Origin of the sequence: Sorangium sp. So ce726 (assembly GCF_051521405.1) — a bacterium.
Classification (GTDB): domain Bacteria; phylum Myxococcota_A; class Polyangia; order Polyangiales; family Polyangiaceae; genus Sorangium.
On sequence record NZ_CP150349.1, the window covers coordinates 12,444,009 to 12,466,561 of the forward strand.

19 protein-coding genes are annotated in these 22,553 nt (G+C 68.7%); 7 read left to right on the top strand and 12 right to left on the bottom strand.

Annotated elements, in window-relative coordinates:
- Positions 1-20: 20 nt before the first annotated feature.
- The 3 genes from WME79_RS46420 to thiO all read right to left on the bottom strand — a co-directional run bounded on the left by WME79_RS46420 (position 21) and on the right by thiO (position 2,588).
- A complete protein-coding gene (locus WME79_RS46420; protein WP_437528675.1) occupies positions 21-764 on the bottom strand; it encodes an anti-sigma factor family protein in 744 nt (247 codons plus the stop codon).
- On the bottom strand, positions 704-1,288 hold the full coding sequence (locus WME79_RS46425; protein ID WP_437528676.1) for an RNA polymerase sigma factor: 585 nt from the start codon (positions 1,286-1,288) through the stop codon (positions 704-706). The genes WME79_RS46420 and WME79_RS46425 overlap by 61 nt, the downstream gene beginning before the upstream one ends.
- Before the next feature lie 190 nt (positions 1,289-1,478).
- Positions 1,479-2,588 carry a glycine oxidase ThiO gene (thiO, locus tag WME79_RS46430; protein WP_437528678.1) on the bottom strand — a complete coding sequence of 370 codons (1,110 nt, stop codon included), beginning with the start codon at positions 2,586-2,588 and terminating at the stop codon, positions 1,479-1,481.
- A gap of 341 nt (positions 2,589-2,929) precedes the next feature.
- Here thiO and WME79_RS46435 point away from each other — a divergent pair, with 341 nt between their 5' ends.
- Complete coding sequence (locus tag WME79_RS46435; protein ID WP_437528680.1) at positions 2,930-3,226, top strand: hypothetical protein; 297 nt, start codon at positions 2,930-2,932, stop codon at positions 3,224-3,226.
- A gap of 345 nt (positions 3,227-3,571) precedes the next feature.
- Here WME79_RS46435 and WME79_RS46440 read toward each other — a convergent pair whose 3' ends face one another.
- The 8 genes from WME79_RS46440 to WME79_RS46475 all read right to left on the bottom strand — a co-directional run bounded on the left by WME79_RS46440 (position 3,572) and on the right by WME79_RS46475 (position 15,315).
- The gene (locus WME79_RS46440; protein ID WP_437528682.1) at positions 3,572-4,261 is read right to left on the bottom strand and encodes a M48 family metallopeptidase; all 690 of its coding nucleotides are present in this window, start codon (positions 4,259-4,261) and stop codon (positions 3,572-3,574) included.
- Positions 4,258-7,509, bottom strand: coding sequence for a type I restriction endonuclease subunit R (locus tag WME79_RS46445; protein ID WP_437528684.1), 3,252 nt, complete (start codon positions 7,507-7,509; stop codon positions 4,258-4,260). Before WME79_RS46445 ends, WME79_RS46440 begins: the two co-directional genes overlap by 4 nt.
- Positions 7,510-7,517: 8 nt before the next feature.
- Positions 7,518-8,642: a virulence RhuM family protein gene (locus WME79_RS46450; protein WP_437528686.1), complete on the bottom strand. Its 1,125-nt coding sequence runs from the start codon at positions 8,640-8,642 to the stop codon at positions 7,518-7,520.
- On the bottom strand, positions 8,639-10,027 hold the full coding sequence (locus WME79_RS46455; RefSeq protein WP_437528688.1) for a restriction endonuclease subunit S: 1,389 nt from the start codon (positions 10,025-10,027) through the stop codon (positions 8,639-8,641). The genes WME79_RS46450 and WME79_RS46455 overlap by 4 nt, the downstream gene beginning before the upstream one ends.
- Complete coding sequence (locus WME79_RS46460; protein WP_437528690.1) at positions 10,017-12,515, bottom strand: N-6 DNA methylase; 2,499 nt, start codon at positions 12,513-12,515, stop codon at positions 10,017-10,019. Before WME79_RS46460 ends, WME79_RS46455 begins: the two co-directional genes overlap by 11 nt.
- A 233-nt stretch (positions 12,516-12,748) precedes the next feature.
- Positions 12,749-13,525, bottom strand: coding sequence for a hypothetical protein (locus WME79_RS46465; RefSeq protein ID WP_437528692.1), 777 nt, complete (start codon positions 13,523-13,525; stop codon positions 12,749-12,751).
- Between the two features lie 40 nt (positions 13,526-13,565).
- Entirely contained in the window at positions 13,566-14,276 is a 711-nt protein-coding gene (locus WME79_RS46470; RefSeq protein WP_437528694.1) for a hypothetical protein, read from the bottom strand.
- Positions 14,277-14,454: 178 nt separating this feature from the next.
- The gene (locus tag WME79_RS46475; protein ID WP_437528695.1) at positions 14,455-15,315 is read right to left on the bottom strand and encodes a hypothetical protein; all 861 of its coding nucleotides are present in this window, start codon (positions 15,313-15,315) and stop codon (positions 14,455-14,457) included.
- 356 nt (positions 15,316-15,671) lie between these two features.
- Between WME79_RS46475 and WME79_RS46480 the strand changes: the two genes are divergently transcribed.
- From WME79_RS46480 to WME79_RS46505, 6 genes are all read left to right on the top strand, one after another.
- Entirely contained in the window at positions 15,672-16,214 is a 543-nt protein-coding gene (locus tag WME79_RS46480) for a hypothetical protein (RefSeq protein ID WP_437528697.1), read from the top strand.
- An 11-nt stretch (positions 16,215-16,225) separates the two neighbouring features.
- On the top strand, positions 16,226-16,777 hold the full coding sequence (locus tag WME79_RS46485) for a hypothetical protein (RefSeq protein WP_437528698.1): 552 nt from the start codon (positions 16,226-16,228) through the stop codon (positions 16,775-16,777).
- A gap of 174 nt (positions 16,778-16,951) precedes the next feature.
- On the top strand, positions 16,952-18,601 hold the full coding sequence (gene ffh / locus WME79_RS46490) for a signal recognition particle protein (protein WP_437528700.1): 1,650 nt from the start codon (positions 16,952-16,954) through the stop codon (positions 18,599-18,601).
- Positions 18,602-18,611: 10 nt separating this feature from the next.
- Positions 18,612-19,514, top strand: coding sequence for a carbohydrate-binding family 9-like protein (locus WME79_RS46495; RefSeq protein WP_437528702.1), 903 nt, complete (start codon positions 18,612-18,614; stop codon positions 19,512-19,514).
- A 407-nt stretch (positions 19,515-19,921) separates the two neighbouring features.
- Positions 19,922-20,995, top strand: a complete 1,074-nt coding sequence (locus WME79_RS46500; protein WP_437528704.1) for a zinc-dependent alcohol dehydrogenase family protein — start codon at positions 19,922-19,924, stop codon at positions 20,993-20,995.
- Positions 20,996-21,101: 106 nt separating this feature from the next.
- A complete protein-coding gene (locus tag WME79_RS46505) occupies positions 21,102-22,016 on the top strand; it encodes an AraC family transcriptional regulator N-terminal domain-containing protein (protein ID WP_437528706.1) in 915 nt (304 codons plus the stop codon).
- A 242-nt stretch (positions 22,017-22,258) separates the two neighbouring features.
- On the opposite strand, the gene WME79_RS46510 is transcribed toward WME79_RS46505, so the two are convergent.
- Positions 22,259-22,444 carry an MAPEG family protein gene (locus WME79_RS46510; RefSeq protein WP_437528708.1) on the bottom strand — a complete coding sequence of 62 codons (186 nt, stop codon included), beginning with the start codon at positions 22,442-22,444 and terminating at the stop codon, positions 22,259-22,261.
- Between the last annotated feature and the right edge of the window lie 109 nt (positions 22,445-22,553).

The window sequence follows — 22,553 nt, forward strand, 5'->3', positions numbered from 1 at the left end:
GGTCCTCGCGATCGACGGTATCAGCGCCCGACAAGCGCCGGCGCGAGCGCCGCTGTGTCCACTTCAGCCACCGCGAGCACCGGCTGCTCCACGCTCCTCGCGCAGATCGCGTTGCCGAGCGGCCCATGGGTGCACCCCACGCCGCGCCCCGCGAGCGCGCGCGCCGCCGTCGCGGCGCCGGACCCGGGCGGCGGCACGAACACCGTGAGCGGCTTGTCCCCGCTCGCGTACATGAGCGCCGCTGTGCGCGTGCCGCCGATCTGGCAGAGGCGCGCCCCGAGCAGCCGGGCGCCGGACACCGCCGGGACGGTCACCGTGTAGCCGAGCTTCCCCTCGAGCCACCCGGCGACGGCGCCCGGATCGGAGGACTCGAAGTCGCACGGGCGCTCGCGCGCGAAGCCCCGCACGTGGTGGCTCACGAGCTCGTCGGCCATCGCCGCGCTCACGCCCCGGCTCGGGCTGCCGACGAGCAGCGCGGCGGCCGCCGCGCTCGCCGCGAGGGCGGCCGTGATCGCCCAGGGGCCGCGGCGCCGCGCGCGGGCGTTCCGCGCCGTGGCCTCCGCCCGATCGCGCAGGTGCTTCGGGACCTCCCCGTCCGCCTTCGCGACGAGCGCGCGCCGCACGCCGCCGAGGACCTCCGCGGCGCGCCGGCAGGGCCCGCAGCCGGCGACGTGCGCCTCGATCCGCGCCGCGTCCTCGCGCGTCACCTCGTCGTCGTGCCACGCCGAAATGTTCTCGAACCACTCGCGGTTGCACCCTGCCATGACGTCTCCTCGCATCGTTCGGAGAGGCCCTCGACGAGCGCGAGCCGCGCCCTCGAGAGCCGTGATCGCACCGTGCCCACCGGGCACGCCTGGAGATCGGCGATCTCCTCGTAGGAGAGCTCCTCGACCTCCCGCAGGAGCAGCGCCTCGCGCCACTCCGGGGGCAAGCGCGCGAGCGCGCGCTCGACCTCGTCCGCGAAGCCGCGCTCGAGCAGCTCCGCCTCCAGATTGCCCTGCGGCTCCGGCACCGACTCGGCGCCGCGGCCGCCCTCGATCACCTCGAGCCGCTGCCGCGCGCCGCGCGTCGCGTTGAGCAGCACCGATCGCTCGATGCGGAGCAGCCACGCGCGCATGCGATCCTCGTCGCGCAGGTCGGCGTGACGCTCGATCGCGCGCACGATCGTCGCCTGCGCCAGATCCTCGGCGTCCTGCTCCGAGCGCGTCAGGCGGCGCGCCGCGCGCAGGAGGCACGGGAGCTCGGCGAGGAGCCGATTGACGAACGAGGTGTGGGGAGACGTGGGCATTAGCTGGATCGGGAGCCGGAGGGCTGTGCGCTGCCTCGTTCCCCAGACACTCTCAGGACACGGCGAGCCCCGCGAAAAGTTCCTGACCTTGCGGGAAGCGATCCCGCCCACGTCGACCGGCGATCCGACCCACCGAGAAGAAGCGCTCTGCCGCTGCTATCTGGCTGGAGCGTTGCGGGATCTTGGCCGCTCAGCCGGCGATGCCGGCTCGCCTGGCCGAGAAGGGCGACAGATCGAGCGGCGGCTCCTCTCCCGCGATCAGCGCCGCCACGATCTTCGCGGTCACCGGGGCCAGCAGGACGCCGTTGCGGAAGTGCCCTGTCGCGAAGATCAGATTGGCGATCTCCCCCTCGCCGAGGATCGGCAGCGCGTCCTTCGGGTGGGGCCGGAGGCCGGCCCACGTCCTGCCGATCGGCGCGTCGCCGAGCGCGGGCACGAGCCGGAGCGCCGCGGTCAGGAGGTCGCGCACGGCGCGCGACGTCACCGCGGTGACGTAGCCGGCGAACTCCGTGGTCGCGCCGACGAGCACGCGCCCGTCGTCGCGCGGCGACAGGTAGCAGCCCGGGCCGTAGACCACCTGCGAGAGCACCGGCGTCGCCGGCGTGAGCTCGACGATCTGCCCGCGCGCCGGGCGCACCGCCGAGGGCGCGAGGCCCGACGCCTCGAGCAGGGACGACCAGCTCCCGGCGGCGAGCACCGTCCAGCGCGCCTCGATCTTCGTCCCGTCCTCGAGCTGCGCGCCGCGCGCGTGCTCCCGCTCGACCACGATGCGCCGGACGGTCGCCCCCGTGCTGAACTGCACGCCCGCGCGCTCCGCCGCGATGCGCAGCGCGCGCATGAGCGACGGCGGATCGATGCGCGCCTCGTCGGCGAGCCACGCGCCGCCGGCGACCTCGTCGCAGAGCGCCGGCGCGTGCGCGCGCACCCCGTCGCCGTCGCAGATCTCCACGGCGAGGCCGGCTTCCCGCTGCCACGCGAGCTCGCGCGCGATCTCGTCGCGCCCTTCGGCGGTGAACGCCACGCGGAGGGCGCCGCTCTGCCGGTACCCGACGTCGATCCCCGTCGCCTCGACGAGCGACGCGGCGAGCTCCGCGTACAGGGCGCGGCTCGCGAGGCAGAGCCGCGCGAGGGGGGCGTCGCCCGCGGCCTCGAGCTGGGGGCCGATGATCCCCGCCGCCGCCCACGACGCGCCCTCGCCCTGGTTGCGCTCGAGGACGCGGACAGACAGCCCGCGCCGCGCCAGGGCCAGCGCCGAGGCGCACCCGGCCACGCCGCCGCCGATCACCACCACGTCGCTCATCGGCGCGTGCATAGCACGCCGGGCGCCGAGGGCAGCCACACAACCTGGAGCGCGCCGCGCTCGGCGCGCTGCGACATGAGAGCGGGGGCTGCTGCGCGGGATCTGTCGACGCAGCGGAGGATTGATCGACGAGCGGCTGCGGGGCCGCGTCGCGGCGCGCGTCTTCCGGAGCACCTGCGCTGGGGAGACCTGGCAGGGGTGGGGGAAGCGTTGCCGGGACCCGGCAGGCAGGGAGAGGTGCTGCGGACGGTAGGAGGAAGCGCTGCCGGGGTTCGGCGGTGACTGGACGGCGTGCTTGCGGGGAAGATAGGGCTAGGAATCTGAAGCAACAGGAGGCGTGCATGAGGGTCGTCGTGGAAATACGGGAAGATGCGTTCCGTACGCCCAAGACCTCGCAGCAGATCGCTGAAGAGATGCGGCATGCGGCGACGGCTTTCTGGGTCGCCCGAGGGGATATCGCGCCGGAAGCAGTAAATGACATCGCCGCGCCAGCCGTGCCGGAGGACCTCGCCGTGCCGCCCCCGCCCGAAAAGGAGGGGACGTTGGTGGACCTCTTGCTGAGCATGCCCGACGTAGGAGAAGACGCCGACTTCGAGCGCCCCCTGGACTACGGGCGTCCCGTCATCGAGTTCGATTGAGGCACTTTCCCAGTGGAGCTTCCGCAATTGGGTTTCTGATCGACACCAACGTGCTGTCGTAGATGCGCAAACAGGCACGGGCCAACAGCAACGTCCTCCGATGGCCTGCCTGACACTGCGAGCGCGATCTGTTTCTATGGGCGCCGAGGGATGGCCTATTGCGCATGTGCGAAGGCTCCTATGAGTCGTAGATCGTGGGCGAGCATACCAAGGCAGGAGTAGCTGTAGTCGCCGTGCTCTCGAATAGCGCGAGGTCCGCGGCCGAGAGCAGCCGGAGGAGCTCCGTCGATCCAGTAGTGAACCATGACCGGCGGGAGCCTCGCCGGTCTGGAGGTGCTCCAAAGACTATGGCAACTGCCGACCCATCTCCGCGAGCGCAGCCTTCCGGGCTTCGTAGTCTGGCATTACCCGTGCCAGCCGTTGCCAGAACGCCGACCCATGGTGCGGCTCGATGAGGTGTACCAGCTCATGGAGCACGACGTACTCGACGACCCTGGGAGGCAGCAGGATCGTCTTCCAGTGGAAATAGAGGCGCCCGCCCTTGCCACAGGAGCCCCAATGGTAGCCGAGGTCCTGCACGACCAGGCGCCCGGGCTGCACCTCGATGCGACCGGCGTACCGCTCGACGCGCGCCTCAAGCCACGGGCGAGCGTGCGCGGCATACCAGCGGACCATATGTGCGTGCCCGTCGACGGCGTCGGTGCGGCGCATCTTGAACCGCCCCGCCTCTAGCTTCACGGGGACGTCGAGCTCAGGCACCAAGAGCAACCGGAAGGTTCGACCCAGGTACGGGAAACCCTCGCCGCTGACGAACTGCCGGGCCAGCGCTTTCGGCGGAAGCGTCTCCTTGGCGGCGAGCTTCTGGTACACCCAGAATTGCTTCGCATGTGCGAAGCGCTCGAGCTGGGCCGGTGTCGTCGTCGAGGGCGCGGACAGCAGGAGGTGGCCATCCCGATCAATCGTGATCTCTAGCGTGCGCCGTCGATCGCTGCGCCGCACCTGGAACTCTAGGTCACCCACCACCAGCGCAGTCATCCGCTCACCAGCTTGGTGTGGTTTGCCTTGGCCAGCTCCATTACCCGGTCGGCGACCGCGTCCGCCCGCTCGAAGGGCACGACCTCGTGGTCGTCCAGGAACGTAAATACTGTCCCGCGGAGCACTTCCCGCGCATGCGTGTTCTTCCAGAAGTCGACGATCCGGATCTCTGCGCGGATCACGTCCACGAGCTGCACGGTGAGCTGTGCCAGCCAGCGGGCGTCGGCGGGCGGCACCGGGCGGTCCTTCGTCCGCTCCTCTTTGAGCATTGCGAAGAACGGCAGCTGCGTCTTCGGGTCGAGCCCGCTGTCGTCCTTCTTGCGACCCTTCCCCGCCTCGTCAGCGAGCCCCTTCAATTCAGTTGCGAGCTGCTCCCAGTTCTCGCCGTACATCTTGAGGAGCTCTTCCAGCCGCTCAGACAGCCGCTGGTAGTGAACCGGATCCTCGTTGACGTGCTGGCGGATGTGGTGCCGGAGGGCGTGCTCCATCTCCGACGCTTTCGCCCTCGGGGAGGCTTGCCGCTCCACATGCGCCGCGAAGCCTGCGTCGGTGATGGTCATGGGTGCGATCTTCGGGTCCACGCCGAGCGACACGATGTGATCGTCGATGAGCCTGCGGACCTTCGCGCCGATCGACTTGGCGAGCTCGGGCAGGCCCTGTCCGCGGTAGCGGTCGCGTGCCTCCGCGTAGATGAGGCCTAACTGCTTCGCGTCCTTCAGGTAGGGCAGGCCCTCGGGCCGCGGGAGCACAAGGTCGAGTGTGTCGAGGAACTGCTTGAGCTTCACCGTGAACTCGGCGCGCAGCCGCTCGTCGGCGAGGAGCTGTACGCATTCATTCAGCGCGTGGATGTCGTCCACGCCGTGGTTCGTAAAAAAGTCGAGCAGCCGCTGGTGACGGTCGCGCAGCTTGGGGATCTCGTCGCGGAGGCTGCGGAGCGCGCCCTCGATGTCCTCTGCGCTGTACTCTTTGAGCGCGGTTTTCAGGTGCTGCGCCACGCCGTAATAGTCGACGATGATGCCCGCCTGCTTGCCGTGCCCGGTGCGGTTCACCCGAGCAATGGCCTGGAGGAGCTCGGCCTCTCGGATCGGCCGGTCCAGGTACATCACGCCCTCGATGGGCGCGTCGAAGCCGGTGAGGAGCATCGATTTTACGATCAGGAACGCCAGCGGATCGGCTTTGGTCTCGTCCTCGTGCGTCAGCGGCTTGATGAACCGTGCGATATAGGCCACGCTCTTCGCCGCGTCGGTCCACGGGCGATAGATGGGATCCTCGTTGTGGACACCGGAGATCACGGCCGCGAACTCGAGCCGTTCGAGCATTGCGAGGTGGCGTGAGGCACGCACGGCGGCGCGGATCTTCCGCGGCTTGGCCTGGAGCGCCTCATCGTCGAGGTCGCGGAGCGCTGGGTCGAGCGCCTTCGCCTCATTCACCAGCTCGTCGCGAACCTTGGGGAGTGCGTTGGTATACCGGACGGCTGCGAGCCGGCTGTAAGCCGCCACCTGTGCCTTCAGACCATTGGGCAGGATGTGCTCCACGTAGTGTCGGAGCATGTCCCGCGCCTTGGCCTTGATCATCTCCTCCGCCTCGAGGACGTTCCCCTTGGTGGCGTACTTGCGCCTGATCGCCTCCATCTCCTCGGGCGTCTTCTCGGCGAACATGTCTTCGAAGAGCTGATCGAGGTCGCGGCCGTCGCTCACCGCGCCGGTGGCCGTGCGGCCTTCGTACAAGATCGGGACGGTCGCGCCGTCGGCCTCGGACTCCTTGAGCCGGTAGCGGTCGATGAACTCGCCAAAGATCTCGTGGGTGCGCTTCTTCGCCCCCATGATGATGGGCGTGCCGGTGAAGCCCAGCCGCGCGGCGTTGGGCAGCGCCTTCTGCAGGTTGGCGTGCATCATGTTCGTGTGCGACCGGTGCGCCTCGTCCACCATGACGAGGATCGACTCGTCCTCGTTGAGCACCGGGAACGCCTCGGCGGCCACCTGGGCGCTGGCCTTGTCATCGTCGCGGTCGCCGTACTTCTGGATCATCGCGAAGACGATGCCGGGCCCATTCTTGGCCAGGAGCTTCTTCAGCTCGTCGACCTTGCTGGCAACCTTCACGGTCTCGCCGGTAAGCGCCGCGGTACCGGAGAGCTGGCGCTCCAGATCCTTGCGATCGGTGATGATGACGACCTTGAAGCGACGCAGCGCCGGGATCGAGCGGAGCTTTCGCACCAGGAAGACCATGGTCAGGCTCTTCCCCGAGCCCTGCGTATGCCAGATGATGCCGCCGCGCCGGTCGTGCTCGCCGTCCTGCTTGCGGGTCCTGCCGTGGAGGAGCCGGTCGATCGCGGCCTGCACGGCGCGGAACTGCTGGTAGCGGCCGACGACCTTCACCGTCCGCCCCGAGACCTGCTGGTAGAGGGTGAAGTGCCGGAGGACGTCGATCAGGTGCGTCGGGCGGAGCATGCCGGCGATGAGCTTCTGCTGGCTGGAGAGCTTGGAGGGGTGCTCCAGGCCGAGCTCGGCCGCGACGTTGGCCTGCGGGATGGGGGCGGTGTCCTTCCAGGCGAGGTAGTGCTCGAGGTCGGCGCCGATGGTCGCTGAGCGAGCGTCGTCGAATGTCGTGGCCACGAGGAACTGGTTGGTCACGAAGAGCCGTTCATTCCCCTCGTTCTCCGTCACTTCGCCCGCGGCCTTCCGCTGGTTCTGGTAGCGCCGGAGCTGGTCGACAGCGCTCGGGATGGCCTCGGGAACCGTGGGGCTCTTGCACTCGACCACGACGACGGGAATCCCGTTCACGAAGAGGACGAGGTCCGGGATGATGTACGGAACGGCCTGGCCACGGGGGCAATCGACGCGGAACTGGCTGATGACTGTGAAGGTGTTGTTCTCGGGCTTCTGCCAGTCGATGTAGTGGATCGTCTGCTGGCGGCCCCCGTCCCAGCCGGGCAAGCCGTCGACGGCGTGGCCTTCCAGGAGGAGCTTGGTGGCCTCCTGGTTGGCCTCCATGAGCCGGGGTGCGCTGATGCGCGTGAGGGCCGCGATGGTCTGCGAGATGCGGGCATCGTCGAGCCAGGGCTGGCCGTCTCGGAGATTGATGCGGCGGAGGGCCTGACGGAGGTCCGGTTCGAGGAGGACGTCGCGGAAGGAAGTACGGCCGGTGACGGAGGGGTGATCGAGGCTGCCAGTGATGTCCTTCCAGCCCAGCGAGCTGAGCTGCTCTATGAAGGGTAGCTCGACCTTGATGTACTCGGGGCCGTCGCTCATGGTCGTGCTCAGCTCCTCTTTTTCAACGTGGGGCGGGACCCAGCGTTCGCGGTCCCCTTCGACGTGGGTCGGGGAGCCGCGTTTGCGGTTCCCTTTGGCAACCGTCGGGCGACATCCTCGAGCTGCTTCAGCGCCTCGGTCTCGGCCTCTTGCTCGAGGACCTCACGCCTCCGGGCGGCGAAGCGCTCGTACTCGCGCTCGGCGTGAGCGTCCGCGTCCTCGCGCTTCCACTTGCCCGGGCCGGGCAAGACGCTCCGCTCATTGAAGGCCAGGAAGGTGTCGAGCTTCGTCGGCCACTCGTGCATGTAGATCTGCTTCCGCCGCTTGGTCTGGTCCTCAGCGTAGTCCAGGAACATGACCACGATGCGGTTCAGCTCTGTGATCTCGTCCTCGTTCAGGTAGTTCTTGGCAACGGTCACATCGCCCTTGCGCACGCCCTGCCCCTTCCACGTGCGGAGGCCCATGTTCGGTTGGGTATGGTCGGCCCGCTCCTGGATAATCTCAGGCGCAGTCTTGCCGGTGGCAGCGAAGTGCAGCTTGTTCTGCATGGTCTGGAAGAACGCGTTGGTCTCGGGCGTGCCCGGCCGGTAGTTGGCCGCCAAGGCGAAGATCTCCCGCACGCGCAGGTACACGCGCCGCTCGCTCGCCCGGATGTCTCGGATGCGCTCGAGCAGCTCGTCGAAGTGATCGGGCACGCCGGGGCTGGGCGGGTTCTTGAGCCGCTCGTCGTCCATGGTGAAGCCCTTCACCAGGTACTCGCGGAGGCGCTCGGTCGCCCACTGGCGAAACTGGGTGCCGCGAGGCGAGCGGACGCGGTAGCCGACGGCGATCACGGCGTCGAGGTGGTAGTGGCCGACCTGGTAAGTCTTGCCGTCGAGACCAGTTGTTGCGAAATACGCAACAACTGCGTTCTCATCCAGCTCTCCCTCCGCGAAGATCGCGCGGAGGTGACGCGACACGTTGGATTTGTCGATCTGGTAGAGGGCGACCATCGCGCCCTGGGACAGCCACAGGGTGCCCTGCTCGAAGCGGCACTCGACCCGGCTCCGGCCGTCCTCGGTGGGGTAGAGGATGATCTCGCCTCGGGCGGAGACGATGTCGGCTTCGGGGTCGTCGGGCTCGCGGTCGCTCATGGGGGAGGCTCCGCGAGGAGGGGGGCGACGCGGACGCGGCCGGTGAGGAGGTCGTCCATGAGGCCGCGCTTCAGGAGGCGGAGCTTTGATAGTGACATTACCTCAGCCTGCTGCCGTTCGACATGATGGCGGAGCACCGCAATCACTATCTTCTGCTCGCTAATGGATGGCACCGGAACATGAAGCTCACGCAGTTCCTTAAGGTTAATGACCTTCTGAACAGTGCCCAGCGTATCACCTAAGAGGTTTCGCTGCCCGGTTTCGGAGCTTAGAAATGCCTGGAGAAATTCCGGAACGATACGGTATCCAAGGCGAATCATTGCCACTTGTCGAGCAACGTTCGCGCCAGCAATTGACGTCGGCACGACAGCCGAGCTGCCCGGCTGTCCCACTAGGGAAACAAGGACTTCACCGCCCCGCAGGCGCGTCCGCAAGAACTGTCGATCTATAGTTTTCGAAATGGTGCGCAGGCGTTCAATTTCTATTCGACCTTCAGGGAAGTCTCCGCCACGGACGAATAATATGCCATTTCGATCATGTGGACCAGGTTGAACTACTCCGTATGTGATGGGACTATTTGCGGTCGTCAGCTCTCGCAGTGGTACGACTTCCCAGCAACGTGGTATTGTCCCCAGTCGTGAGACTTTGAAGTTGGTGGAGTGCCGCTCAGGATCGCGAAGCTCCCCGTTCTTGTCTATGCCGCGGGTAAGCAGGTCGTGCAGGAGCCCCTGCTTCATCTGCTTCAGCTTGGCGATGAGTTGCTCTGTCTTGAGGATGGCCTTGTCGAGCGTGTCGAGTACCTCGACAATGCGATGCTGCTCGGTGACTGGAGGGATCGGCACCTCCAGCGAAAGAATAGAGCTACCCTTGAGGTTCTTTTGAACGCCGCCGACGGCCAGCCGCGCAAGACGTGGACTACCCAAACTAGAATTGAAATAGCGACGGTAAAATCGAGCTTGCTTCCGATCGTGAAGCCGGAATCGAATTAGGAACGCTCCGGGCAGTACAGGGATGTCGTGGCCAGGAAAGATTGATGCAATACCGCATGTTCCGCTGCGCGAAATAAGTAGGTCGCCAGGTTCGAGCAGGTGGGACACCATGCTGGATGGCGAGATTGCTGCCCGGGGCATAGTAGAAAGGTCGATGTTTCCCTCGCTGTCCATATCAGTTGTCCGCAAAGTCGCAACGCCGCCATCGGAAGAATACATTTCCGACGAGAACCGCGGTCCAAAGGCGCTCGACTCGCAGAGGCGGACAAATAGTCCAGTCTCCCAATCCTGTGGAAGTGGTCCGAGCGTCGTCTGCTTGAACGGTGTTATGCTATTGTCCAGTGTGCCGATCGGTGTCGCCGACTTAGGAGCGCGAGATGCATACTTATCCGTCATACCCCAAGTCCTTGAGAAAGTTGTGCAGGCTCTTGCGTGCGGCATCCCTCTCTTTCTCAATGGTCGTGAGCGTCACACGGTACTTGTCCCACCACCCCTCGAACGCCGCGATGACCTGCTGGCGGTGGTCGGCCACATAGCGCCCCAGGAGGCCGTTGAGATTATCCCTCAGGATCCCGACCACCAGATCCTCCGCATCGCCAGTATCAAGCTTGCCACTCTTCTCTTCTAGCCGCCTTACGAGATCCCCCTCCAGCTCCCTAAGCTTCTTCTTGACCGCGCCGAGATCCTTCTTGAGCGCCTTGATCTCTTCCTCCGATTTACGCTCCTCGGCCTCCTCGCCTTCATCCTCCTCAGCGGACTGCGCCGCCTTGATCTCGGCATCCAGTTCGGCCTTGCGCGCCTCGAGCTCCTTGATCTCGGCCAGGTACGCCGGCAAAAGCTTCCGGGTGAGCGGATGGTCGAGCGGATTGTCCTTCACCTCGTCATCCTCGAGCGCGACCCTGATGCTCGATGCCCACGCGTCCACCACCCCCGTGTGCCCGTGTGCCGCCGCCGTCTTGAGGTCCGCCTGCACCTCCGCCCACCACATCTCGAACACGGCGGCCCGGATATCCGCGGCAGCCGCCTTCGCCAGCCCGGTGGCCCCCTGCGCCGCAAAGAGCGGTAGAGCGGCGGCTCCATCGAGCACGGTCACCAGCGCGCCGGCCGCCTGATGCGGCGCGAGCAGCCCCGCCGGACCGACCTGCTTCTCGAAGCTCCGGATCAGCCCAGCTCGGACCTCCATGAGCTTGCTCCCCTGGAGCTGCCCGAACTCCCGCCGCGCCTTCTTCCACCACCCCTCAACGGCGTCGGCGAGCTGCTTCTCCCGCGCGGCCATGCCAGGATCGGCGTCCAGCCGCTTCTTCAGGTCCGCCTTGTCGGTGATCCCGTCTACGAAGTCCAGGTAGCGCTCGTCGCGCTCCCGGAGCAGCCGCCGCGGGTCGAGCCCGTGCGCCTCGAAGAGCGGCTGCTTCGCCTTCACCTCAGCCTTGGGGATGCCCCCGTACAGGTGCGCCCGCACATCGTGAGGCTCCGGCGGTGGGGCGTTGTCGGCGTAGCGGCGGATGTTGAGGTTGTCGTCGTTCTCCCGGAGCTCTTCGCGCCCGACCACGCGGGCGAAGCCGGGCATATCCCGGAATGCGTGCCAGGCGCTGACAATCCTCTCGATGTGCTCGGGCAAGAGGTAGTTCTGCGCCCGCCCCTCGGCGTACTCACGGTCGGCGTTGATGAAGAGCACCTTGCCCCGACGCTCCTTCGGCTTCGCGCCCTTGGCCCGCAGGACCAGGATGCAGGCGGGGATGCCTGTGCCGTAGAACAGGTTCGAGCCCAGGCCGATCACGGCATCGAGCAGGTCGTCGTCGAGGATACCCGTGCGGATGTCCCTCTCAGCGCCGCCGCGGAAGAGCACGCCGTGGGGCATGACCGTGACCACCATGCCTCCCGGACGCAGCACGGCGAGCATGTGCTGCACGAACATGAGATCGGCCTTCTTGCCGCTCTCCGGGCAGAAGCCGTAGCGGAAGCGCTCCCTGAACGGCAGGTTCTTCTGGTCGTAGTTCTGCGAAAAAGGCGGGTTGCTGATGATGCGATCAAAGCGCATCAGCTCGCCGCCCTCCGTGTGGAGTGGCTCGGCCAGCGTGTCGCCGTTCCGGATGTCGGCGTCACGGATGCCGTGCAGGAGCATGTTCATCTTGGAAATGGACCACACTCCGCCGTTCGACTCCTGGCCGTACAGGCGCATGTCTTTGGCGTTTTTCTGGTGCTCGTCCAGGTACCCGCGGGAGAGCACGAGCATGCCGCCGGACCCGGAGCACGGGTCGTAGATGTGCATGCCCTCGTCCGGCGCGGCGATGCGGACCATCATCCGGACCACGGCACGTGGCGTGTAGAACTCGCCGCCCTTCTTGCCGGCGGAGTCGGCGAAGTCGCGGATGAGGTACTCGTACGCGGCGCCGAGGAGGTCCGGGTACTCGAAGTCCTCGTTCCGGAGTCGGATCTTCGAGAAGTGGTCGATGAGGTCGCGGAGGTTCTTGTCCGGGATCTTCGACTGGCCGACCTTGCGGGTGAAGTCGATGTGCGTGAGCACGCCGTCGAGACTGCTGTTGTTCTCCTCGAGCGTGGCGAGCGCCTTGTTGAGCCCGTCACCCACATTGTGGTGGAGCTCGTCGCGCAGGTGCTCCCAGCGCGCGAGCGGCGGGACGTAGAAGGTCTCGGCGTAGAAGCTCGGGTGCCCGGCGCGCTTCTGAGCCTCGGCCTTGCTCCGGCCGCGGGCGCGCTCTTTCTCGCAGAGCTCTTCGAAGCGGGCGTCGAAGACATCGGCGCACCGCTTCAAGAAAAGCATCCCGAAGATGTATTCCTTGAACTCGGACGCATCCATCTTGCCGCGGAGAATGTCGGCGGCCTTGAAGAGGTGCCGTTCGAGCTGGGGCAGGGTCAGTCGGGCCATCGGGAGGTACTTCTTGTACCACCGCCGCGACTGCAGCTGGGGGCCTCTGGCGCGACGTCTGCCGCAGGCGTCCCGGTCCTGGTCGCAACGACCAGCTGCAAGAGGCGGGGCCTCGCGTGCTCGACGTTCTCTTCTGCGGCTTGACTGCTCTCGCCGTTCGGCCCGCCGCAGACGAACAGGATGACGGAGATTGTATCCGCTCGCGTCGGCGTGACGCGAGCGGGCAACGACCGCTACTCCGATGCCCCTCCGCCGGTCTCCTTGGCTGCCGTTGCAGGTTCGGGCGCCTTCGCCGCGGCCTCGGGTTCCGCGGCTCCTGGCGCCTCTGCGGCGCCGGGGGCCACGACCTCCGGCGCCTTCGCCACTGCCTCCGGCGCCGCGGTCTCCGGTGTCTTCGCCGCGGCCTCCAACGCCTTGACGGCAGGCTCTGGCACCGCGGCCTCCGGCGCCTTTCCGGCGTCGGGCGCCGCGCCCTCCGCCGCCTTCGCCGCCGCCTCCGGCGCCGCGCCCTCCGCCGCCTTCGCCGGGGCCGCCTTCGCCTTCTTCTCCTTCGCGGCCTTCGCCTCGAGCGCGCCCGCCGCGATCGGCTCGCGCTTGCCGTGGCCGACCGCGCGCGGATCGCCGTACGGGAACGCCGCGCTGCCGCTCGCGTCGATCGGCTTGCGCGGGGCCTCCGGATCCGTCGCCGGGCTCGGCGGCGGCGCGATCGGCCGCGGCGCGCGCAGCCGGTCGCCCGGGCCGGCCTGCGTCCACACCTGCACGTCGCCGAGCACGCGCGTCCGGTTCGCCATCCGCCGCTGGCCGCGCGCGCCGAGCAGCTTCTCCAGGAACGTCGGGGGCGACGTCGCGCCAGGCTCCCCCTTCACCCAGCACGTGTAATCGCCGATGCCGGTGCCCCGGAACGCCTCGCGGCAGACCGCTATCCCGAGCTCGGCCGCGATGTCGCTGAGGAGACGACCCGGCGCGGCCTCGACCGTCCTGTGCTCGTTGACGAAGGTGACCTTGGGCATCGGTGGACGGGGAGCGTCCTGCTCCCCTGCCGCGAGCGCGTCAAGAAGCGCGGCGGGCGTCCCTCGCGTCCCTCACGCGGTGGAGCACCCGCGCGATGCCGAACAGGTTCCAGCCCGCGAAGCCCACGAACAGCGCGACGAGCGCGACCGCCCAGCGCGACGCGCGCGGCGAGCTGCCGTCGATGAGCAGCCACGCGTCGTCCGTCACGGCCATCCCCGCCTGCTCCTCCACCTCGGCGGCCAGCCGCGCGTGCCGGATGCCCGCGTTCTTGAACGGCACGAGCCGCCCCGCGAACGTGCTCGGCGGGACGAAGCGCGGGCCCTCGAAGCCCTCCGGCACCCGGATCTCCACCCACAGCCCCGGGTTGCCCGCCACCGGCGCCAGCCGGAACGAGTCGCCCTCCGCGGCGCGCCCGTACCGGATCGCGCCGCGCGTCCCGAGCAGGCCGACGGCCCGCACGTAACGGTTCGCGAAGTCCGCCTGCGGCCGCAGCGACGCGAGCTCTCCCACGTCCGTCGGCTGGCCCGGCGACAGCGCGTAACGCGCCTCCCCGAGGAGCGCGACGGCCATCCACAGCGCGGCGATCGCGGTCGCCGCCATCAGCGCCACCGTGACCGTGCGCTCCTGCTTCGGCGGCGACGGCAGCGCGAGCAGCTCCGGATCGGGCCCCGCCACGTCGAGGCCATCGCCGCCCGGGCCGCGCGGGCCGGACGTCATGGATTCCAGGGTCGAGGTCGGGTCGGTGGGCACGCTTCGTCGAGTATATAGCCGGAGCGCCGGCCGCGGTGCACCGCCGTCTCGCCGGTCCTCGCCGGCCTCGAACGAGGGGAGGAGCGGGCTCGGGCGTGACGGACCTGGGCGCGCAGGACGCCGGGCGCGGCGCGCAAGGCACGGGGGAACGACACGCCCCCGGCGCGCGTACGCGGGTTCAGCACCAGCACACCGGGTTGCCCGTGGCCACCGAGGCCTCGAAGACCCGGCGCAGGGAGCCGAGGAGGCGGTCGAAATCGGCGATGCCCAGCGCGCGCTGCTCCACGTGGAAGGAGCGCGGATACGCGGAGCGGACGCGCCCCCTATCGTCCTGCATTCGACCGTCGGGCCAAGGAACGCACCTGCCGGGAACGGCGACCCTGGACTCGAATTCGCGTCCCGTGTCGAGGTTCCGGAGCAGCACGCGGCCGCCCTCGTGGGCCTCGGTGCGCTCGGGCTCCAGCAGGATCTGCTCGACACGCAGGGCGCGGAACAGCTCGCAAGGCGGCGCTCCGCGGCTCCGCACGAAGAAGCCATTCACGTCGAAGCCGAGGTTGATCTGCTCCGGGCCGCTCAGGACGAAGATGCCTTCGTACTGCGGAATGAACTGATAGAGCTCATCACCGGTCTCGGAATCGACCAGGAAAGCCGAGCGGACGGAGGCGATGAGCTCGGCGAACCGCGCGAGCTCTCCCAGCGCGCGCGCGCTGGCTTCGGCGGGCATCATGCCGCCGTTCGCCGCCGGCAGCTCGGCCTGCAGCGTCGGGAAGTGCTGCCAGCCGATCCGATCGAGCGCCGCCTGGAACGCCCTGAGACCTGCCCAGTTCGAGATCCACTCGGAGGCGAGCCACATGCGTGGGTGCGGGCAGCAGTCCTCCATCCATGCATAGAACGCGTCGTGCGCGTCCTGACGCTCTTCGGGGAGCGTCAGGCGCAGCTGGCCCTCTTCATCGAACGTGACGTGCTCCGCGTGCGGGGGCGGCGTCCGCGTCGTCCCGTCGAGCCAACATCTGCACATCACGGTCGCGTCCAGGCCCATTCGTGCGCCTCTTGCGTGGCTCGCAGCAGCCGGCGGGAGCCCCGCCGCGCGAGCGTCCGTCGGCGGGGCTCCGAGTCTAGCCCGTGCCTTCGCCCATCAGGAACCGCGCGACGCGATCGCCGAGCCGGCGCCCGAATGCGCGCCGGGGGGCGGCGCGTGGTGGCACCCTCCAGGCGCCCGCGTTCCTGCCGCCGGCCCGCGGGTCACTTACCGCCCGCCTCCGGAGGACCGGACGGGGCCCCGCCCACCGTCCTCATGGGCTGCCCCTGAGCTCGCCGCGCCCTCGCCCGGCCGCGGTGCAGGGGGCCGCGTCGCGCGCTTGCCCGCACGCGGCGCCTTGCCTAGCCTAGCCCGCGATGCCCTCGAAGAACGACAGCTCCATCCTGTGCCCGTCGTGCGGCGCGAACAACGCCTCCGTGACGGCGAGCGGGCGCTGCATCGCGTGCGGCGCCAGGATGGGCTCGCTCGCGCCTTTCCGCGACTCCGAGCTCGACCGCCATCGCCGCTACCAGCAGGAGGGCTTCTCGATCCTCTGGTGCCTCATCTCCCTCGTCCTGCAGAGCGTGCTCACCGCGGCCCTCGTCGGCGGCCTCCCCATGATCGTGCAGCAGCTCGACTTCGAGGGGTCGAACGGGATGATCGTCGCCATCCCCGTCTGGTTCATCGGCGGCGTCCTCCTCGGCATGATCTCGCCCGGAAAGACGTTCCTCGAGCCCGTCGTCGCGTCGTTCCTCGTCGCGATCCCGACCGTCTTCTACCTCCTGCACAGCCAGACCGTCCGGACGATGCCGCTGTTCATGTACGTGATCATGGCGCTCATCGGCGTGCTCTTCACGCTGATCGGCTCCTACCTCGGCGAGCGCATCCAGATGGGCCCGCCCGCGAAGCCAGCCGACTGAGGGGGCCCAGCGTGACGACGAGGCCCGGCGCGACGGGCAGCGCAGGGACGGCAGGCGCAGCGAAGGCGGCAGTGGCGGCAGGCGCAGCAGGGACGGCGGGCGCAGCAGGGACGGCCGTCCGGCGGATCGCTGCTGCGACGCGGATCGCCGCGGCGCTCGCCGCCGTCGCCATGGTCCAGGCGGCCTCCGGGTGCGGCCGGTCGGCCGAGCAGCAGGAGGCGGACGCGCTCCTGCATGCGATCGACGTGCTCCGCGACGCCCCGAGCGAGCCGCGCGAAGCGCGCGAGGCGCTGCTCGCGGCGCTCGAGCGCCAGCCCGCATCGACGCCGCCCGCCGCGAGCACCAAGGAGACGTGCGCGCGGGCCTACCGCCTGCTGCTCGACGCGACGGCCGCCGAGGCGCGCGTCCGCGCCCTGATCGAGGCGCCCGACGGGGCCGCCGGGCCCGGCGCGCTGGCGGATCTCGTCGCGGCGGACGCCAAGGTCAAGGAGAGCGCCGAGGTCATGCCGAGGTGCGCCGAGGCGCTCGCGATCCTCCGCCGCTCGGGCCGGCGCGAGATGTGACAGCCCGCGTCGGCCGCGCCCGCATCGGCGGCGCCCGCGTCGGCGTCGGCCGAGGCGCCCGCGCCGCGCGCCCCCGGGGAGGGCGCCGGCCGCGCCCGCGCCGCGCGTCGCGCGGCGTTGAAGAGGGCAAGGGGATCCGCGCTCGCGGTCCCCTGTGCTAAGACCCGCCCTGCCATGTTCGACACGCTGACACGGGGCTTTCGTCAGGCCAGAAACCGCCTCGCCGGGCTCACGGAGCTCACCGCGAGCAACATCGACGTCGCGCTCCGCGAGGTAAGGCTCAGCCTGCTCGAGGCGGACGTCGAGATCGGGGTGGTCAAGGCGTTCCTTGCCCGGGTCAAGGAGGCCGCGGTCGGCCGCACCCTGGAGACGCGCGTGAAGCATGCCGGCGAGGTCCACCAGGTCTCGGCGAGCGACCACTTCATCAAGATCTGCCACGACGAGCTCGAGGCGATGATGACCCACGAGGGCGACGAGATCGCCTGGGCCGACGGCGGGCCCACGGGCATCATGATGGTCGGCCTCCAGGGCTCCGGGAAGACGACGAGCTGTGCGAAGCTCTCGCGCTACCTCGAGAAGCAGGGGAAGAAGCCGCTGCTCGTCGCGGCCGACATGCAGCGCCCCGCGGCCGTCGAGCAGCTCAAGGTCCTCGGCGAGTCGCTCAAGATCCCCGTGTTCAACGTCCCGGGCGAGTCGCCGGTCGCCATCTGCGCCGCGGCCCGCGGCGAGGCGAAGCGGCTCGGCCGCGACGTCATCATCTACGACACCGCCGGCCGCCTCGCGATCGACGAGCCGCTCATGCAGGAGCTCGCGCAGATCAAGGACGCGACCAAGCCGGAGAACATCTTCCTCGTTGTCGACGCGATGATCGGCCAGGACGCCGTGAAGACGGCGCGCGGCTTCAACGAGCGGCTGTCGATCGGCGGCGTCGTGCTGACGAAGCTCGACGGCGACGCCCGCGGCGGCGCGGCGCTCAGCATCAAGGAGGTGACGGGCGCGCCGGTCCTCTTCACCGGCATCGGCGAGACGACGGACAAGTTCGAGCCGTTCCGCGCCGACGGCATGGCGAGCCGCATCCTCGGCATGGGCGACGTCGTCGGCCTCATGCAGGACTTCGAAGAGGTCGTCGACCAGAAGAAGGCCGAGAAGGACGCCGCGCGGATGCTCCAGGGCGACTTCACGCTCGAGGACTTCCTCGATCAGGTGCGGATGATCCAGAAGATGGGGTCGCTGAAGGATCTCGTCGACAAGCTGCCCCTCGGCGGCATGTTCCCGGGCGGCCTGCCCCAGGACGTGAACCTCGACGACCGGGAGCTCGTCCGCATCGAGGCGATCATCCAGTCGATGACCCGCTTCGAGAAGAGCGACCCGTACGCGCTGGTCCGCGAGCCGAAGCGGGTGGAGCGCATCGCGAAGGGCTCGGGTTCGAAGCCCGAGGCGGTGAGCGAGCTCGTCCAGAAGTTCCTGTTCATGCGCCAGATGATGAGCGGCCTCGGCCAGAACATGGGCCTCATGGGCAAGATCCCCGGCATGAAGCAGATGGCCATGGCCAAGAACATGCGGGAGATGCAGAAGCAGATGATGGCCGGCGGTGGCCTGCCCGGGATGGGGATGCCGGGCATGGGGATGCCCGGGATGGGCTTCCCGGGCATGGGCTTCCCGGGCATGCCCGGGATGGGGATGCCGGGCATGGGCGGCTTCCCGGGCGCCGGCGCCGGGGGCCCGACCATGACGAAGATGAAGACGCTCAGCGCGAGTGAGCGCAACGCGAAGAAGGCGCAGCGCAAGCGCGAGCGCGACGCCCGCAAGAAGGGGCGGAAGTAGCGGCGGCCGCATGCGCGGGCCCTGCTGCCGGCGGCGCCGCGTCGACGCCGCTCGCGCGCGGGCGCTCGCGCTGGTCGCCGTGGCCTTCGCCGCCGCGTGCTCCCGGGGCGGCGGGGGTGAGCAGGAGGCGGCGCCGTCCGGGTCGACGGGTCGCTTGTCGGCGCCGGCGAGCAGCGGCGCGGGCGCTGGTCAGAGCCAGACAAGGCCACCTGCGCTCGTGAAAGAGCTCTCGGTGCGCAAGCTCGCGCCCGGTGCGGCCGTCAGCATCGATGGCCGTCTCGACGAGCCGGCGTGGCAGGCGGCGGCGACGACAGGCCCGTTCGTCAACGTGGGCACGGGCCGCGAGGATCGGTCGCTGCCGACGCAGGGCGAGGCGCGGCTGCTCTGGGACGATGCGTTCCTCTACGTCGGATTCGACGTCAGCGACAGGACGATCACCGGCGGATTCCCCGAGGGCGCGCGGGATCCGCACCTCTGGGAGCGGGATACCGTCGAGGTGATGATCGATCCGGACGGCGATGGGGATAATAAAGACTATTATGAGATCCAGATAAGCCCTCAGAACCTCGTCTTCGACTCGCAGTTCGACGACTACAATGCTCCAAGGGGCGGCCCGAGCGGGCCTTTCGGTCATCAGGAGTGGAGCGCGGGGCTCACGAGCGCTGTCGTGCTGAGGGGGACGATCGACGACGGCTCGGACGAGGACCGGGGGTACGTGGTCGAGGCGAAGATCCCGTGGAGCTCGTTCGCGAAGGCGAAGGCCGCGCCGCCGTCGCCCGGGGACGCGTGGCGGATGAACTTCTACGCCATGCAGAACAACGGCGGGGCGGCGTGGTCGCCCATCCTGGGGGAGGGGAACTTCCACAGGGCGCGGCGCTTCGGGCGGGTCCGGTTCGTCGGGGCCGGGGGCTAGACGGGCGGCGCGGGGGCGAAGGCGCGTAGGTAAACGAAGCCGGATCGCTGCGCGAAGAAGTGTGGCGCGGCGAACCGAAGTGGCGGGACCGCGAGCGTCGCGACGCCTCGTTCATGGGTCGAAAGAGTGGGTCGAGGGCGGCGCAGAGCGTGCAAAGGCGCGCATCGGGGTGCTGCGGGCACACGTCGCCCTCCGGGCGTTGGTCTGGCCCGGGATGCTCTCAGAGCGCGGTCCGATGCGTTGGCGACGCGAGCACCCCCGCGTACTTCACGGTGTGGAAGCGCGGGGGGCGCGGGATGGACCTTGCTCGTCCTGGCTGCCCGAGAGGTTTGGGCAATCAATCGAAACGATTGGGCTGTCGGCCCGATCGGCGGTGCTCCTAGGTTCGTCGTATGGAGACAGCGACCATGGCGAACCATCAGAAACATGCCCCGGACGATCACCTGAACTTCAACCGTCCCGTCGCGACGAAGCCGGCTGGGATGGACGATACGGTGAAGATCGTCCGCTTCCACGCGGAAGGCGGTCCCGAGGTCCTTTGCCTCGAGGACGTGGAAAGGCCTGATCCGGGACCGGGCGAGGTCCGGCTGAAGGTCCGTGCCATCGGCCTGAATCGTGCCGATGCGTTCTTCAGGCAGGGCAGTTATCTCTTCAAGGCTCGGCTCCCGAGCGTCCTCGGCAGCGAGGCCGCTGGCGAGATCGACGCGCTCGGCCCCGACGTGCACGGGTTCTCCATCGGCGACCGGGTGAGCGTGATCCCGCTGTTTCCGATCGACAGGTACAGCCTGTACGGTGAGTCCAGCCTCGCGCCGGCGCATGCGCTGAGCCGCGTCCCCGACGACGTCGACTGGCCCGAGGCAGCCGCCTCGTGGACCGCGTACAGCACGGCCTGGGGAGCGCTCATCGGGCTTGCCAAGCTGCAGGCCGGCCAGACCGTCCTCATCTCCGCGGCCTCGAGCAGCTGCGGGCTTGCCGCCATCCAGATCGCCGGAGCAGTGGGCGCTCGTCCCATCGCACTGACACGTCGTTCGAGCAAGCGAGACGCCCTGCTCCGCGCTGGAGCAGTGCAGGTCATCGCCACCGAGGAAGAGGAGCTCGCCAGCGCCGTGCTCCGCGCGACGGAAGATCGGGGCGCCGATCTCACGTTCGATCCCGTCGGCGGCCCCGGCTTCCCGAAGCTCGTCGCCGCGACCGCGCAGCGAGGGCTGATCGTCGTCTACGGCGAGCTCGCCCATGAGATCACGCCGCTCCCGATATACCAGGTGCTTGCTCGCGAGCTGACCATCAAGGGCTATGCGAATCCGCTCTTCATGCAGGACGGCGCCGTGCTCGCCGCGATGAAGAGCTGGGTGTACGAGCGAATGGCGTCGGGCAAGCTGCGCCCCATCATCGACCGCACGTTTCCGCTCGGCGAGATCGTCGAGGCGCATCGATACCTCGAGAGCAATACCCAGGTCGGCAAGGTCGTCGTACTCCCGTGATCCCGTCGCGACTCCGCTCTCCGCGCTGCTCCCACGACCCGGCCTCCGGCGCAGCGGACGGGCGTGCGCTTCGTGCGCAGGGGGCCGGCTCGTGCTAGTGTCCGCCATGCGAGCGGCGCGCGGCGCTCTGGAGTGTTCGCGGGTCTCGCTCGTCGAGGAGATCGAGCGGCTCGCCCCCGCCGACGGTGCCGTTCCGACCGCGGTTCCGGGCATGCAGCTCGTCCGATACGAGGGGCCGGCTCTCGTGGCCTGCAATGTCCTGGCCCCGACGCTCGCGCTCGTGGCGCAAGGCGACATGAGCGTCGACGTCGGCCGAGAGACGTTCTCGTTCGCGGAGAACACGTCGCTGCTTACGCCACTTCACGTCCCGGCCACAACGCGGATCACGAGAGCGGCTCGCATGAAGCCCTTCCTCGGATGCGTCGTGTCGCTCGACATGGCGGCAGCACGCGAGATGCTCGCCGAATCCGTGGTGACGCCAGCTGGTGATGCCGGCGACGGCTCGCCGGTCGCGCGGATCCCTCTCTCGGAAGATCTGCTCGATGCTCTTCTTCGTCTGGTTCGCTTGAATCATCGCCCGGAGGATGTCCCGGTGATGAGCAAGCTCCTGCATCGTGAGATCCTGTATCGGCTGCTCACGAGCTCTTACGCCGGAGTCATGCGGCAGATCGCGACGAAGGGAACGCAGCGCCAACGGGTTGCGCGCGCCGCGGATTGGCTGAGGGTGAACTTTCGACGGCCGCTTCGCGTGGAAGACCTGGCCGAGCGTGCTCATATGGCGGTGTCCACGTTCCACCTGCACTTTCGCGAGATGACGGGGAGCAGCCCGCTGCAGTTTCAGAAGCAACTGCGGCTCTTCGAAGCCCGTCGCATGATGCTGGTCGATGGGATGGACGCAGCCTCCGCAGCGTTCGCAACGGGCTACGAGAGCGCAACGCAGTTCAATCGCGAATACCGACGACAGTTCGGACAGTCGCCGAGGAGAGACGTCGCCGCGCTGCGAGGGCTGGAGGGCCGATAGTCTCTTCTAGCCCAAATTCGCGCACGATCTGGCAAGATTTGAGCGCGGCGGCAGCGCGACGTTTCAACCCAGAGCGCGAGTGAGCTCCGGGATGAGAACGAGCTCCCGGCCTCTCCCTGCCATGGCTCGGCCTCGGGCTCTTGTTGGCCTTCTCTCGCCTTGTTTCGAGGAAGGCTGCTCCACGGCGCAGTCGGAACACGCCCGAGCATGATCGCGCGAGCGTGTAGGCGGCGCCGCGCGGTTCACATCGCCTGCGCGGCGGAGCGGAACCAGATCACGGCCAGGGTCACGCAGCCCGCCACGTAGGCGCCGAGTCTCGAGGGCACATGGTTGATGCCGATGTAGATGATCGCGTGCAGGACACGCGCGCCGACGAATACCCAGGCGAGCTCTACCTGAGCTGTATCGCAGGCGCGCGTGACCAGCATGAGAATGCACACGACGCCGGCGCGGCGCCCGTACCGGCGTCCTCGGCGGCGCCGCCGGGCGCGCGAGCAGGCTCTCAGCACCTCGTGTGATCGGCGCCAGCGCGCGGGC

Excerpts from the sequence above, each read along its gene's own strand:
- WME79_RS46420 (WP_437528675.1), bottom strand. The coding sequence starts at position 764 with ATGGCAGGGTGCAACCGCGAGTGGTTCGAGAACATTTCGGCGTGGCAC.
- WME79_RS46425 (WP_437528676.1), bottom strand. The coding sequence starts at position 1,288 with ATGCCCACGTCTCCCCACACCTCGTTCGTCAATCGGCTCCTCGCCGAG.
- thiO (WP_437528678.1), bottom strand. The coding sequence starts at position 2,588 with ATGAGCGACGTGGTGGTGATCGGCGGCGGCGTGGCCGGGTGCGCCTCG.
- WME79_RS46435 (WP_437528680.1), top strand. The coding sequence starts at position 2,930 with ATGAGGGTCGTCGTGGAAATACGGGAAGATGCGTTCCGTACGCCCAAG.
- WME79_RS46440 (WP_437528682.1), bottom strand. The coding sequence starts at position 4,261 with ATGACTGCGCTGGTGGTGGGTGACCTAGAGTTCCAGGTGCGGCGCAGC.
- WME79_RS46445 (WP_437528684.1), bottom strand. The coding sequence starts at position 7,509 with ATGAGCGACGGCCCCGAGTACATCAAGGTCGAGCTACCCTTCATAGAG.
- WME79_RS46450 (WP_437528686.1), bottom strand. The coding sequence starts at position 8,642 with ATGAGCGACCGCGAGCCCGACGACCCCGAAGCCGACATCGTCTCCGCC.
- WME79_RS46455 (WP_437528688.1), bottom strand. The coding sequence starts at position 10,027 with ATGACGGATAAGTATGCATCTCGCGCTCCTAAGTCGGCGACACCGATC.
- WME79_RS46460 (WP_437528690.1), bottom strand. The coding sequence starts at position 12,515 with ATGGCCCGACTGACCCTGCCCCAGCTCGAACGGCACCTCTTCAAGGCC.
- WME79_RS46465 (WP_437528692.1), bottom strand. The coding sequence starts at position 13,525 with ATGCCCAAGGTCACCTTCGTCAACGAGCACAGGACGGTCGAGGCCGCG.
- WME79_RS46475 (WP_437528695.1), bottom strand. The coding sequence starts at position 15,315 with ATGGGCCTGGACGCGACCGTGATGTGCAGATGTTGGCTCGACGGGACG.
- WME79_RS46480 (WP_437528697.1), top strand. The coding sequence starts at position 15,672 with ATGCCCTCGAAGAACGACAGCTCCATCCTGTGCCCGTCGTGCGGCGCG.
- ffh (WP_437528700.1), top strand. The coding sequence starts at position 16,952 with ATGTTCGACACGCTGACACGGGGCTTTCGTCAGGCCAGAAACCGCCTC.
- WME79_RS46495 (WP_437528702.1), top strand. The coding sequence starts at position 18,612 with ATGCGCGGGCCCTGCTGCCGGCGGCGCCGCGTCGACGCCGCTCGCGCG.
- WME79_RS46500 (WP_437528704.1), top strand. The coding sequence starts at position 19,922 with ATGGCGAACCATCAGAAACATGCCCCGGACGATCACCTGAACTTCAAC.
- WME79_RS46505 (WP_437528706.1), top strand. The coding sequence starts at position 21,102 with ATGCGAGCGGCGCGCGGCGCTCTGGAGTGTTCGCGGGTCTCGCTCGTC.
- WME79_RS46510 (WP_437528708.1), bottom strand. The coding sequence starts at position 22,444 with ATGCTGGTCACGCGCGCCTGCGATACAGCTCAGGTAGAGCTCGCCTGG.